Below are 13,161 nucleotides of genomic sequence, written 5' to 3'. Positions count from 1 at the left end.
ACAACCTACTTGATAGGTTGTTATTTTTTTAAAAAGCTGAGAAATAGGAGGAGAACAAAGTGGCACGTCCGAGACGTATTTTATTGTGTGTAACGGGAGGAATAGCGGTTTTCAAGGCTGCAGCTTTGACGAGCAAGCTGACACAGGCGGGTTTTGATGTGAAAGTGATCATGACAGAATCTGCTACGAAATTCGTCACCCCTTTGACGTTTCAAGTACTATCAAGAAATGAAGTGTTTTTAGATACTTTTGATGAAAAAGATGCGAAAGTGATTGCACATATCGATTTAGCCGACTGGGCTGATTTAGTGCTCGTAGCTCCAGCAACTGCCAATATCATTGGGAAACTTGCCTCAGGGATTGCCGATGATATGGTGACAACGACACTGCTGGCGACAACTGCACCGGTTTGGATTGCTCCTGCAATGAATGTACATATGTATGACCATCCGGCTGTAAAACGCAACATTGAAACGCTTTATCGGGACGGCTATCAGTTTATTGAACCGCAAGAAGGACATCTTGCATGCGGTTACGTTGGCAAAGGCCGCCTGGAAGAGCCGGACAAAATCGTTGAACTCATTCAAAATCATTTTTCCGATCAAACGAAGGTACCTTCCGTCTTGAATCAGAAAACAATTATCATTACTGCGGGGCCGACAAGGGAAAAAATAGATCCTGTCCGGTTTTTCTCCAACCATTCAAGCGGAAAAATGGGCTATGCGATCGCCGAGCAGGCGAAGGAGCTTGGAGCGAGCGTAATTTTAATTTCCGGTCCGACTTCTCTTGCGCCGCCGGCCGGGGTGACATTTGTGCCAGTTGAAAGTGCTGAAGAGATGTATCATGAAGTGATGAACCATTTTGACAAAGCCGACATTGTGATTAAATCTGCCGCAGTTTCTGATTATCGGCCGAAACAAACATTTGATCAAAAAATGAAAAAAAAGGACGGCTCATTAGTCATTGAATTGGAACGTACGGAAGACATTTTAAAAAGACTCGGCGAGAAGAAAGGAACAAAATTGCTGGTAGGATTTGCGGCGGAAACGGAAAATGTTGAACAATATGCGCTGCATAAGCTGAATGAAAAGAACTTGGATTTAATTGTCGCCAACAATGTAAATGAACCAGGAGCAGGATTTCAAAAGGATACAAATATAGTGACGATTTTTCATAGAAACGGAGAAAAGAAGGCGTATCCGCTTATGTCTAAAAAAGAAGTGGCAAATGCAATTTTAAGAGAAATTGAAAAGCTTTTGAAAGGTGAATAGATAATGCGGTATGCAAGCGTTGTTGTGGATGTCCCGGCAAAAGGCACGGACAAGCTATTTGACTACGAAATTCCAAATAAATTCGCTGGCGTAATCCAGCCTGGCATGAGGGTCATCGTTCCTTTCGGCTCCCGCAAGCTTACTGGATTTGTCGTTCAGTTAAAAAATGAAACAGATATTGACAGTGTGAAACTGATCCATTCGCTTTTTGATCCGGAACCGGTATTAAATCATGAACTGTTAGAGCTTGGCGCATGGCTTAGTGAAACGACTCTTTGCTATAAAATCACCGCTTTTCAGGCAATGCTTCCGGCTGCGATGAAAACGAGGTACATAAAAGAAATCAAGCCATCGAGCTCCGCTCAATTGGAGGATTTGCCTGAAGAGATCAGGACTGCTTTCGAAAAAGGAGGGCCGCTTTCATGGGAGGATTTACCTTCATCGCTTGTCGCCGTCGTTCAAAAGGAAATTCGTAATGGGAATTTGCAAATCGATTATCGTGTCGAACAAAAGCAAAAAAAACGGCTTGTGAAATATGTAAAGCCTCTTTTGCCGGTTCGTGAGCTTGAAGAACAGCTTCAGCATTTGCCAGCTCGCGCCCATAAACAGAAAGAGGTTATTCAATTTTTTATTGATCATCCTAATCCGATTTTATTAACGGAGTTGACGAACAGCATACAAGGAGCTTCAATTGCCGTCAAAGCGTTAATTAAAAAAGGTATTTTGACAGAGGAGCAAGTAGAAATTTACAGAGATCCTTATGAGCATAAACAGTTTCCGAGAACGAAGCCTTTACCGTTAACTGACGAACAAAAACGTGCAATGGAGCCGATTTTAGACAAGCTGAATCGACACGAGCACGAAGTATTTTTAATGTATGGGGTCACGGGAAGCGGCAAAACGGAAATTTATTTGCAAGCGATCGAGAAGGTATTGAATGAAGGAAAAGAAGCGATCGTGCTAGTACCTGAAATATCGTTGACTCCTCAAATGGTTCAGCGGTTTAAAAGCAGATTTGGCAGCCAGGTTGCTGTTCTTCATAGCGGGTTGTCCAGCGGGGAAAAGTTCGATGAATGGCGGAAAATTTACCGGAAAGAAGCGAAGCTTGTCGTCGGGGCGAGATCAGCAATTTTTGCCCCGTTTCAAAATATCGGCATCATTATTATTGATGAAGAGCATGAAACTAGCTATAAACAGGAGGAAAGTCCTCGGTATCATGCAAGGGACGTTGCCATTTACAGAGGGAAATATCATCAATGTCCAGTCATTTTAGGAAGCGCCACTCCGACGCTTGAATCATTTGCGAGAGCACAAAAAGGCGTTTATACGTTGTTAACTTTAAAAGAACGCGTCAACCGCCGTCCTCTGCCGGAAGTCCATATTGTCGACATGCGGGAGGAGCTGAGAAACGGCAACCGATCGATGTTTTCAAGAACGTTGTTTGAAAAGCTGACAGATCGCTTGAAGAAAGGAGAGCAATCTGTACTTTTATTAAACAAGCGCGGCTATTCTTCCTTCGTCATGTGCAGAAATTGCGGACATGTCATAGGATGTCCTCATTGCGATATTTCCCTTACTTATCATCGGCATGGGGAAAAGCTAAAATGCCACTATTGCCAATTCGAAACAGCCATGCCGTCTCGATGCCCAGAATGTGGAAGCGAGCATATTCGCTTTTTCGGAACAGGAACTCAGCGTATCGAGGAAGAGCTCAACAGGCTTATCCCGGAAGCGCGTGTCATACGGATGGATGTCGACACGACCAGCCGTAAAGGAATGCATGAAAAGCTTTTAAACGCATTCGGCGAAAAAAAAGCAGACATCCTGCTTGGAACACAAATGATTGCAAAAGGATTGGACTTCCCTGATGTCACATTGGTCGGAGTGCTTTCGGCTGACACGATGCTCCATCTTCCTGATTTCCGGTCTGGAGAAAAAACGTTTCAATTATTAACGCAAGTAAGCGGAAGAGCAGGCCGGCATGAGCTTCCGGGGGAAGTGGTGATTCAAACTTATACGCCTGAGCATTACTCCATTCAATTGGCAAGCTTGCATGATTTTGAAACATTTTATCGACAGGAAATGAAAATGAGAAAATCTTTTGCCTATCCGCCCTATTATTTTCTCATTCTCATTACCGTTTCCCATCCAAATGCGATAAAAGCAGCTGAAGTAACGGAGAAAATTGGACAATATTTAAAGCTTCATTTATCAAATGAGGCGCAGATCCTCGGTCCTGTCAGTTCGCCAATACCGAAGATGAAAGATAGATATCGATTTCAATGCATGATAAAATACAAACGGGAAAAAAACTTGTATAAAACACTGAAATTATTGTTCGAGCATTATGAAGAGGACATGTCGCAAACGGATTTAAAATTGATGATTGATCTAAATCCGTATACCATTCTATAAATTGGTTATGTAAATTGTTAGCATCATATCTAGTTTTTAGATGTCGATGAGTTGGAAACAATAGAAGGGAGATATGTATGGCGAAAATTATATTTATGGGCACGCCTGACTTTGCTGTACCAGTGCTAAATCGAATCGTAAAAGACGGTCATGACGTTTGTGCAGTTGTCACACAGCCAGACCGCCCGAAAGGAAGAAAAAAACAATTGACGCCTCCGCCTGTAAAAGTGGCTGCAGAACAACATAACATTCCAGTGTTTCAACCTGAAAAAATCCGTCACAAAGAAGAAATAGAAAAAATTTTGGCGTTAAAACCCGACTTAATTGTAACGGCTGCTTTTGGTCAAATTTTGCCAAAAGAGATTTTGGACGCACCGAAATATGGCTGTATAAATGTACATGCTTCTCTTTTGCCTGAGCTGCGAGGCGGAGCACCCATTCATTATGCCATCATGCAAGGCAAAAAGAAGACGGGAGTTACGATCATGTATATGGTGGAAAAACTGGATGCCGGAGATATTTTAACACAAGTCGAAGTTCCAATTGATGAAAGGGATACGGTTGCTACATTGCACGACAAATTGAGCGAAGCAGGCGCCAATCTTTTGTCACAAACGATACCGAAAATTTTAGAAAACAGTATAACTCCAATTCCGCAAGATGAAACGAAAGCCACATTTGCCTGGAATATTCAAAGGGAACAGGAAAAAATCGATTGGACGAAAAGCGGTGAAGAGGTGTACAACCACATTCGCGGGTTAAATCCTTGGCCAGTTGCCTACACGGTTTTGAACGGAAAGACGATTAAAATTTGGTGGGGAGAAAAAGTGAAGAAAGAACACCAAGCAGAGCCTGGAACAATTGTTTCCGTCGACAAGGACGGTTTCGTTGTTGCAACAGGAAATGACGTTTCCATTAAAATTATTGAGCTTCAGCCGTCCGGAAAGAAAAAAATGAGCTGCGAGCAATTTTTAAGAGGAACGCAAATTGAAATAGGGATGACATTCGAATGAAAAAACGAAATGCAAGAGAACTAGCAATGGATTTACTAGTGGCCATCGAAGAAAAACAAGCATACAGCAACCTGCTGCTAAATACATGGATTGATAAATATAAATTGGAGCAAAAAGATGCTGCTTTATTGACAGAGCTTGTCTACGGAACCATCCAGCGGAAGCTGACTCTTGATTACTATTTATCGCATTTTCTAGAGAAAAAGAAAAAAATTAGCAATTGGGTGATCCAGCTTTTAAGAATATCGCTTTATCAAATGGTGTATTTAGATCGGATTCCTGACCGCGCGGTTCTTTATGAGGCAGTGGAAATCGCCAAAAAGAGAGGACATAAAGGGATTGCGGCTCTAGTAAACGGTGTTTTGCGAAATATACAACGAAAAGGCCTCCCTACCATTAAAGACATACAAGATCCGATTGAGCGTACAGCGGTAAAGACAAGCGCTCCGAAATGGCTTGTCGAACGGCTTGCGAGTCAATACGGGTTTGAGACTGCGGAAAATATATTATCATCGCAGCTTTTGCATGCTAAACAGACAGCTAGAGTGAACAAGCTGAAAACGACAGTTCCTCAGGCGATCGCTGCTTTGGAAAAAGAAGGAATAAAGGCGGTGAAGGGAAAGCTGGTTGATGAGGCCATCGAAGCTGTAAAAGGAAATTTAGCGAATACGAGCCTCTATCAAAAAGGTTGGTTCACCATTCAAGATGAAAGCTCGATGCTCGTCTCGCTAGCTTTACATGTAAAAGAAGGAGAGCAAATTTTGGATGCATGTGCAGCTCCGGGAGGGAAGTCAACTCATATTGCAGAGCTTTTGAATAATACGGGTAAAGTCGTCTCCCTAGATTTGCACGAGCATAAAATCCAGCTCATCGAAAAACAAGCATCAAGGCTTGGGCTCTTGAATGTAAACGCAAAAGTGCTGGACAGCCGCAACGCCTCGGAGCATTTTCCGCCAAACAGCTTCGACAAAATTTTAGTGGATGCACCGTGCAGCGGATTCGGTGTCATAAGAAAAAAACCGGAAATAAAATATACGAAAACAGAAGAAGATATTCTTTCTTTAACATCAGTGCAAAAAAAGATATTAGCTTCCGTAGCTGATTTGGTGAAGCCTGGAGGTTTGCTTGTTTATAGCACTTGCACAATAGATAAACAAGAAAATGAGGAGATGATAAAATATTTTTTAAAGGAGCATGATGACTTTCAATTGGATGAGACGTTAAAAGATCGAATGCCGGAAAAAGTTCGACAATACGTCGAAAACGGCTTTGTGCAAATTTTGCCGCAATATTTCAATACCGACGGATTTTTTATCGCGGCTTTGAGAAGGAAGGTACAATGATGGACAAGATGCAAGTAAAACCATCTATTTATTCGTTAAAATATTCCGATTTAAAAGAATGGCTTGAACAACAAGGAGAAAAAGGCTTTCGAGCAGCACAAATTTTTGATTGGCTGTATAAAAAACGCGCTGCCTCTTTCGATAAAATGACCAATTTGCCAAAGTCATTGAAGGAAGCATTGGCGGAGCATTTCGATTTGACAACATTGAAAACAATTGTTAAGCAAACGTCAAAAGACGGCACGATGAAATTTTTGTTTGAGCTCCATGACGGCTATTCCATTGAAACGGTGTTAATGAGGCATAATTACGGAAACTCAGTATGTGTGACAACACAAGTTGGCTGCCGAATCGGGTGCACCTTTTGCGCTTCCACATTAGGTGGATTAAAACGAAATTTATCTGCGGGGGAAATTGTAGCTCAAGTCATAAAAGTGCAGCAAATTTTAGATGAAATCGGCGAACGAGTCAGCCATGTCGTCATAATGGGGATTGGAGAGCCTTTTGACAACTATGAAGAAATGATGTCATTTTTAAAAATCATCAACGACGAAAAAGGATTGAACATTGGCGCCCGCCACATTACTGTTTCAACTAGCGGAATTACCCCTAAAATTTATCAATTTGCTGATGAAAATTTACAAATCAATTTAGCTATTTCCCTCCATGCACCGAATACAGAACTGCGCACAAAGCTAATGCCGATCAATAAAGCTTTTAAGCTTCCTGATTTAATGAAGGCAGTCAAATATTATATTGACAAAACAGGGCGGCGAATTTCATTTGAATACGGACTGTTTGGAGGCGTAAATGATCAAGTGGAGCACGCACTCGAGCTTGCTGAGCTAATAAAAGATTTAAAATGCCACGTGAATTTAATTCCAGTCAACTATGTTCCGGAGCGGAATTATGTTCGCACGAGCAAAAATCAAATTTTTCGATTTGAACGGACATTAAAGGAACAAGGGATTAATGTCACGATCCGAAGAGAACATGGACACGATATTGATGCAGCTTGCGGACAGTTAAGGGCAAAAGAGCGAAAAATAGAGACGAGGTGAATAAATGAAAACCGCTGTTTTTACTGACAAAGGAAAGGTCAGAACCCATAATGAAGACGCCGCAAGTGCCATTCTTAACCGACACGGGCAAATTTTAGCTGTCGTGGCTGACGGAATGGGTGGCCACCTCGCAGGCGATGTCGCAAGCAGAATGACGATCGAGCATTTTGAAAAAAGCTGGAACGAAGCGGAAAAAATGGAACATCCCGAGCAGGCGGAGAGCTGGATAAACGATCATATTGCCGAAGTCAACGAAGAACTTTTGACATATGCGAATGAACATAAGGAATGTAAAGGAATGGGCACGACGTTTGTCGGTGCCATCTGTACTGAAAGCTTTGCTACAATCGCCCACATTGGTGACAGCCGATGCTATTTGTTAAATAAAGCCGGTTTTGCTCAAATTACCGATGATCATTCATTAGTGAACGAGCTTGTGAAATCGGGACAAATTTCAAAAGAGGATGCGAAAGAGCATCCGCGAAAAAACATTTTATTGAAAGCTCTCGGCACAGAACAATCTGTCGATGCAGATATTAAAACAGTCGTCCTAGAAGTAAACGATTATTTGCTTCTTTGTTCTGACGGTTTATCGAATAAAGTGCAGGAACATGAAATGGAATCAATTTTATCATCCGACCAATCACTGGAAGAAAAAGCGAAGGAATTAATACGGCTAGCAAATGAAAACGGCGGCGATGACAATATTTCTGTCATTATTTATAAACATGTCATCAGCCGCGAGAGTGATGGAACATGCTGATCGGCAAGCGGATTAGCGGCCGTTACAAAATTTTGAAAGTGATTGGCGGAGGAGGAATGGCAAACGTTTATTTAGCAAGAGACATTATTTTAGAACGCGACGTTGCCATTAAAATTTTACGACTAGATTTTTCAGATGATGATGAGTTTATACGAAGATTTAGGAGAGAGGCACAATCGGCAACAAGCCTTGCCCATCCGAATATCGTCAGCATTTACGATGTCGGCGAAGAAGATAACATTTACTACATCGTGATGGAGTATGTGGAAGGCAAGACGTTAAAGCAGTACATCCAGCAAAATGCACCTTTGCATCCTAGAGAAGCATTAAATTTAATGGAGCAAATCGTATCAGCCATTGCTCACGCACACGAAAATCAAATTGTCCATAGAGATATAAAGCCGCACAATATACTTATTGACAACCTCGGGAACATTAAAGTGACCGATTTTGGGATTGCTATGGCTCTGACATCAACAACCATTACCCACACTAATTCCGTGCTGGGCTCTGTACATTATTTGTCGCCTGAACAAGCGAGAGGTCAGATTGCAACAAAAAAATCTGACATTTATTCGCTCGGCATCGTCCTGTATGAAATGCTGACAGGCAGGCTCCCTTTTGACGGGGAATCGGCCGTATCAATCGCTTTAAAGCATTTGCAATCAGAAGCTCCGTCTCCAAAGAGATGGAACCCTGAGATCCCCCAAAGCGTCGAAAATATTATTTTAAAGGCGATGGCGAAAGACCCTCTTCACCGTTATTCCTCTGCGGAAGAAATGGGAGAAGATATTCGCACTGCCTTTAATACAGACAGATTAGATGAAAAGAAATTTGAAATACCTGATAACGACGAAAAAACGATCACCCATCCGATTGTTTTACATGATATACCTGAAACTGGGGAACAAACAATCATTCATCATGCAAAGGATCGGCAGCCGTCGGGAGCAGAAAAGGAACAAAAGCATGAAAATATTGTAAGCCCTAAGAAAAAAAGAAAATGGCTGAAAATGTTATGGATGGCGACAGCTGTAGTCATCATAGCCATCATTTTAGCACTTCTCGTTCTTCCTAAACTAATCCTTCCAAAAGATGTAGAAGTGCCTGATGTGAGAGGGAAAACATATGAGGAAGCTGTCAACCAATTGCTGAAGGAAGGATTTGATGTCAAAGACACGATTTTGTTGGAAAACGATGAAATTGAAGAAGGATATGTCATAAGGACAGAACCAGAAGCAGGAGAAATGGTAGAAGAAGGTTCTTCTATTATCATTTATGAAAGTGCAGGCAAGAAAAAGGTAACGCTTGATAATTATATCGGGAAGGATATCGAGAGAGTAAGGCAGCTCCTTGAAGTAAAAGGATTTTCCAACATTACAGTATTGGAAGAATATAGCGGTGAAGAGGAAGGAACTGTCATTGACCAATCTCCGAGTGAGGGAGCAGAGCTCATTCCTGATGAAGATGAAATTACATTAACCGTGAGCAAAGGACCGAGAAAAATCACGCTTGCAGATTTAACGGGATACACAGAAGAAGCTGTTAAGGACTATGTGGAAAAAGAAGGTTTATCTTTTTCAAAGAAAGAAGAACATTCCGATGAAGTTCCTGCCGGTCAAGTGATTTCCCAATCACCGAGCGCAGGAAAAAAAGTGCTTCCGGGTGAAAAAATAGAAGTGGTTATTTCCTTAGGTCCGGAAGAAAAGCCGGACAAAAAAGTCGTCCGTGAAGTAGAGATCCCGTTTGATCCCGAAATTCACGGCGAAGAAGCGGAAGTGGGTATTTATATCAATGATGCTGAGCATTCTATCGGTGAACCTTATGAAACATTTAAAATATCAAAGCCTACCAAAAAGAAAATTGAGCTGACGATTCAACCTGGTCAATCCGCTTATTATCAAGTTTTGCTGAATAATGAAGTGGTGAAAACTGAAACAGTTCCTTATCCTGAAAATTAATGAAAAAGGAGGTCATGTATGCCAAAAGGCAAAATTGTTAAAGCGTTAAGCGGATTTTATTACGTATTGGCTGAAAATAAGCTTTATCAATGCAGGGGAAGAGGGGTGTTTCGAAAAAATAAAATTTCCCCTCTAGTAGGAGATGAAGTTATTTTTCAGGCGGAAAATGAAAAAGAAGGCTACATTCTAGAAATTTTGCATAGAAAGAATGAATTGATCCGTCCGCCCATTTCAAACATTGATCAAGGGATCTTAGTTTTTTCCGCTGTAAGTCCAGATTTTAGTGCCAAGCTGCTGGATCGCTTTTTGGTGTTAATGGAAGCCAAAAACATTCGCCCGATCATTTGTATTACAAAAATGGACTTAATTGCAGATCATGTAATAGATGAAAAGATTCGTCAGTTTGCCAAAGATTATGAAAAAATTGGCTATCCTGTCTTTTTGATGACTACAAAAGAGCCTGAAACAGTTAAACAGGTCATTCCTTATTTAAAAGACAGCATTTCAGTGATTGCCGGGCAATCTGGAGTTGGCAAATCCTCCATGTTGAACTGCCTGGATCACCGTTTGCAATTGAAGACAGGAGAAATTTCCGATCATTTGGGGAGAGGAAAGCATACAACGAGACATGTAGAGCTCATTTCATTGGGAGGGGGACTAGTCGCCGATACGCCCGGATTTAGTTCGCTGGAGTTTACGGGTATAGAAGCTGATGACTTGCCGAATTGCTTTCCAGAGATAAAAGAATTTAGCATTCAATGTAAATTTCGAGGCTGTCTTCATCAGAAGGAGCCAAAATGCGCCGTTAAAGAAGCGGTTGAAAATGGCGATATTTCCTCCTACAGGTACGAACATTATCTTCAGTTTTTAGAAGAGATAAAAGAAAGAAAGCCGAGGTATTGAACATGGTTAAAATTGCACCTTCGATTTTATCCGCAGATTTTTCTAGGTTGGCAGAAGAAATTATTGATGTGGAAAAAGGAGGAGCGGATTACATTCATGTTGACGTGATGGACGGCCACTTTGTGCCGAATATTACGATCGGTCCGCTCATTGTGCAAGCGATCCGCCCAGTGACCAAGCTGCCGCTTGATGTTCATTTAATGATTGAACAGCCTGATCGTTATATTCCTGCTTTTGTTGAAGCAGGAGCCGACTTGTTGTCCGTTCATGCGGAAGCCTGCCCGCATCTTCATCGAACGATCCATTTAATCAAATCGAATGGAGTGAAAGCAGGTGTTGTTTTAAATCCACATACTCCTGTATCGATGATCGAGCATGTAATAGAAGATGTTGATCTCGTGCTTTTGATGACGGTTAACCCTGGATTTGGCGGACAAGCGTTTATTCCATCAGTCATCAAAAAAATTCAGCAAGTTTCCAGCATCTTGAAAGAAAGAAATTTGCAAGTTGAGATCGAAGTGGACGGCGGCATCAACGCTGAAACAGCCAAATTGTGTGTGGAAGCTGGAGCAAATGTGCTTGTGGCAGGATCAGCCATTTATAATGAAAAAGATCGCAAGCAAGCGATCAAATCTATAAGAGGAATGTGAAAGAACCGTTTATATGCGGTTCTTTTCACATTTAAAGGAAAAAATTTTTCATTTTTACGTCGATTCTTCAATAGATGTCAAGTACTTTTTTATTTTTTTCATGCATAAAGATATTGTAAGAAAAGTTGATGAAGACGTTCTAATTAGTATCTAAAATACGGATGATGAATATGCTACTTATAGACGTTTTTTAGATTTCTCATGGGGAGGGTAAATATAAATGAGATTTTATACAATTAAGCTTCCGAGGTTTTTAGGAGGAATTATACGGGCAATGCTCGGTTCATTTAAGAAAGATTAAAGAAGCACCTATCAAGGTGCTTTCTGCTTGTAGACAAAGCCAAATGGTGTGAACTCTACAAGCTTTTTTTATACCAAATTATATTGTGGGGATTTACCATTCTGTTAGAATGTTCGGCTTCAACTGGAAAAAATAATAGAGGACACCGATTAAGTGCATGTTGCCTTCGTTTTTAGCAAACTGTCAACAAATACAGTAAATGGCAGGGGTTTTTGTCTTCAATACTAAAAAGCTGCCTCATTTTTCTTCCATTTTTTTTTGTGTAAAAAAGAATTTTTTTAATTTAAAGTAGACTTTATGCGGTTGATTTTGTGTATGCCAAAAGGAACACGGATCGGGCTGAAGAAAGGCAAGGCAAACTGTTTGAGAAAGTGGAATGTATTCCGATCGTTAATATGTAGTAAATAACCTATGTAGTTTTTTTAGCAGTTTGAAAAAATTTCATATTAACGTGGATTTTAAAGTTGCAGAATTCGCCTAAAAAGAAGAATGTGCTTGAAGAAATGTGACATTGGGAGTGCTTCAAAAGGTGAATAAAGAGTATTGAAACAAAACGGTCAGAAGTTTGTTAAAGCGCCGATTTTTTAAACGCTTATTTTCGAAATACTTTTGATCAGAAGATATCGGGATTCGCCGATTTCTTCTGATCATAATCCAACCTCTTGTCGTCTAACTTTTGTTTTATACACGCTCAACTTTTCCAGATTTAAGAGCACGTGCAGAAACGTATACACGTTTTGGCTTTCCATTCACAAGAATTCGCACTTTTTGAAGGTTCGCTCCCCATTTGCGTCTTGAAGCGTTCATAGCGTGAGAGCGTGTATTGCCAAAGCTTGTTTTTTTGCCAGTAATCACGCATTTACGAGCCATTTCTATACCTCCTAACTTGCAAGGAAATTGCTATTTTGACAATGTTTCAAGATACTATAATAATGTAACATACACCCTTGATCATTGCAATATAAATTCACCTCACTTTCAAGAATTTACGCTTGACATCATCATGTATTAATGCTCTTATTATGTAGGGAGCCATGACATTTCTTTAAATCCAAATCATCATATAGTAAAATGTTTGTAATGAACGTATGCTAAAGGAGGAACTCGAATGTCCATCGAATTAAAAACGAAATATGGCCAGATCGAAATTTCGAATGATGTAGTCGCACAAGTTGCCGGCGGTGCAGCTGTTGATTGTTACGGAATTGTCGGAATGGCTTCCAAAAATCAAATTAAAGACGGACTCTCAGAAATTTTACGGCGAGAAAATTTCAGCCGTGGAGTGATCGTCCGCCAAGAACAAGAGAGCGTTCATATTGATATGTATATTATTGTCAGCTATGGAACAAAAATATCAGAAGTTGCTCATAATGTTCAAACAAAAGTGAAATATACATTAAATCAAATTCTTGGATTATCTGTCGATTCCATTAACATATATGTGCAAGGGGTTCGTGTAACGAATCCGTAGAGAAGGAGG

At 40.7% G+C, this 13,161-nt stretch carries 12 protein-coding genes; 11 read left to right on the top strand and 1 reads right to left on the bottom strand.

Annotation, left to right across the window (positions count from 1 at the left end):
* The first annotated feature begins 59 nt into the window (after positions 1 to 59).
* The 10 genes from coaBC (at position 60) to spoVM (ending at position 11,681) form a co-directional block, all read left to right on the top strand.
* On the top strand, positions 60 to 1,271 hold the full coding sequence (coaBC, locus tag NSS70_RS12470; RefSeq protein ID WP_066246562.1) for a bifunctional phosphopantothenoylcysteine decarboxylase/phosphopantothenate--cysteine ligase CoaBC: 1,212 nt from the start codon (positions 60 to 62) through the stop codon (positions 1,269 to 1,271).
* 3 nt (positions 1,272 to 1,274) lie between these two features.
* Complete coding sequence (priA, locus tag NSS70_RS12465; protein ID WP_339192955.1) at positions 1,275 to 3,686, top strand: primosomal protein N'; 2,412 nt, start codon at positions 1,275 to 1,277, stop codon at positions 3,684 to 3,686.
* A gap of 77 nt (positions 3,687 to 3,763) precedes the next feature.
* Complete coding sequence (gene fmt, locus NSS70_RS12460) at positions 3,764 to 4,699, top strand: methionyl-tRNA formyltransferase (protein WP_063388452.1); 936 nt, start codon at positions 3,764 to 3,766, stop codon at positions 4,697 to 4,699.
* A complete protein-coding gene (rsmB, locus tag NSS70_RS12455) occupies positions 4,696 to 6,042 on the top strand; it encodes a 16S rRNA (cytosine(967)-C(5))-methyltransferase RsmB (protein WP_066246553.1) in 1,347 nt (448 codons plus the stop codon). Before fmt ends, rsmB begins: the two co-directional genes overlap by 4 nt.
* Positions 6,039 to 7,103 carry a 23S rRNA (adenine(2503)-C(2))-methyltransferase RlmN gene (gene rlmN / locus NSS70_RS12450; RefSeq protein WP_339192953.1) on the top strand — a complete coding sequence of 355 codons (1,065 nt, stop codon included), beginning with the start codon at positions 6,039 to 6,041 and terminating at the stop codon, positions 7,101 to 7,103. Before rsmB ends, rlmN begins: the two co-directional genes overlap by 4 nt.
* A 4-nt stretch (positions 7,104 to 7,107) precedes the next feature.
* Positions 7,108 to 7,866, top strand: a complete 759-nt coding sequence (locus NSS70_RS12445; RefSeq protein ID WP_339196590.1) for a Stp1/IreP family PP2C-type Ser/Thr phosphatase — start codon at positions 7,108 to 7,110, stop codon at positions 7,864 to 7,866.
* Entirely contained in the window at positions 7,860 to 9,827 is a 1,968-nt protein-coding gene (pknB, locus tag NSS70_RS12440) for a Stk1 family PASTA domain-containing Ser/Thr kinase (protein WP_339230534.1), read from the top strand. The genes NSS70_RS12445 and pknB overlap by 7 nt, the downstream gene beginning before the upstream one ends.
* Before the next feature lie 18 nt (positions 9,828 to 9,845).
* A complete protein-coding gene (gene rsgA / locus NSS70_RS12435; protein ID WP_311066239.1) occupies positions 9,846 to 10,730 on the top strand; it encodes a ribosome small subunit-dependent GTPase A in 885 nt (294 codons plus the stop codon).
* 2 nt (positions 10,731 to 10,732) lie between these two features.
* Complete coding sequence (gene rpe, locus NSS70_RS12430; protein WP_063388446.1) at positions 10,733 to 11,380, top strand: ribulose-phosphate 3-epimerase; 648 nt, start codon at positions 10,733 to 10,735, stop codon at positions 11,378 to 11,380.
* 220 nt (positions 11,381 to 11,600) lie between these two features.
* Positions 11,601 to 11,681 carry a stage V sporulation protein SpoVM gene (spoVM, locus tag NSS70_RS12425; protein ID WP_063388445.1) on the top strand — a complete coding sequence of 27 codons (81 nt, stop codon included), beginning with the start codon at positions 11,601 to 11,603 and terminating at the stop codon, positions 11,679 to 11,681.
* 681 nt (positions 11,682 to 12,362) lie between these two features.
* Here spoVM and rpmB read toward each other — a convergent pair.
* On the bottom strand, positions 12,363 to 12,551 hold the full coding sequence (gene rpmB, locus NSS70_RS12420; RefSeq protein ID WP_063388444.1) for a 50S ribosomal protein L28: 189 nt from the start codon (positions 12,549 to 12,551) through the stop codon (positions 12,363 to 12,365).
* A 238-nt stretch (positions 12,552 to 12,789) separates the two neighbouring features.
* Here rpmB and NSS70_RS12415 point away from each other — a divergent pair, with 238 nt between their 5' ends.
* Entirely contained in the window at positions 12,790 to 13,152 is a 363-nt protein-coding gene (locus NSS70_RS12415; RefSeq protein ID WP_063388443.1) for an Asp23/Gls24 family envelope stress response protein, read from the top strand.
* The last annotated feature ends 9 nt before the right edge of the window (positions 13,153 to 13,161 follow it).

This window comes from Aeribacillus sp. FSL K6-2848 (assembly GCF_038004325.1).
Taxonomy (GTDB): domain Bacteria; phylum Bacillota; class Bacilli; order Bacillales; family Aeribacillaceae; genus Aeribacillus; species Aeribacillus composti.
The sequence above is the reverse complement of the archived record's forward strand: the minus strand, read 5'-3'. Positions and strand labels throughout refer to the sequence as shown.

Bases quoted from the DNA above. Each gene is read 5' to 3' on its own strand.
- rpe (WP_063388446.1), top strand. From the start codon at position 10,733: ATGGTTAAAATTGCACCTTCGATTTTATCCGCAGATTTTTCTAGGTTG.
- rsmB (WP_066246553.1), top strand. From the start codon at position 4,696: ATGAAAAAACGAAATGCAAGAGAACTAGCAATGGATTTACTAGTGGCC.
- rpmB (WP_063388444.1), bottom strand. From the start codon at position 12,551: ATGGCTCGTAAATGCGTGATTACTGGCAAAAAAACAAGCTTTGGCAAT.
- pknB (WP_339230534.1), top strand. From the start codon at position 7,860: ATGCTGATCGGCAAGCGGATTAGCGGCCGTTACAAAATTTTGAAAGTG.
- NSS70_RS12445 (WP_339196590.1), top strand. From the start codon at position 7,108: ATGAAAACCGCTGTTTTTACTGACAAAGGAAAGGTCAGAACCCATAAT.
- fmt (WP_063388452.1), top strand. From the start codon at position 3,764: ATGGCGAAAATTATATTTATGGGCACGCCTGACTTTGCTGTACCAGTG.
- rsgA (WP_311066239.1), top strand. From the start codon at position 9,846: ATGCCAAAAGGCAAAATTGTTAAAGCGTTAAGCGGATTTTATTACGTA.
- rlmN (WP_339192953.1), top strand. From the start codon at position 6,039: ATGATGGACAAGATGCAAGTAAAACCATCTATTTATTCGTTAAAATAT.
- NSS70_RS12415 (WP_063388443.1), top strand. From the start codon at position 12,790: ATGTCCATCGAATTAAAAACGAAATATGGCCAGATCGAAATTTCGAAT.
- priA (WP_339192955.1), top strand. From the start codon at position 1,275: ATGCGGTATGCAAGCGTTGTTGTGGATGTCCCGGCAAAAGGCACGGAC.
- spoVM (WP_063388445.1), top strand. From the start codon at position 11,601: ATGAGATTTTATACAATTAAGCTTCCGAGGTTTTTAGGAGGAATTATA.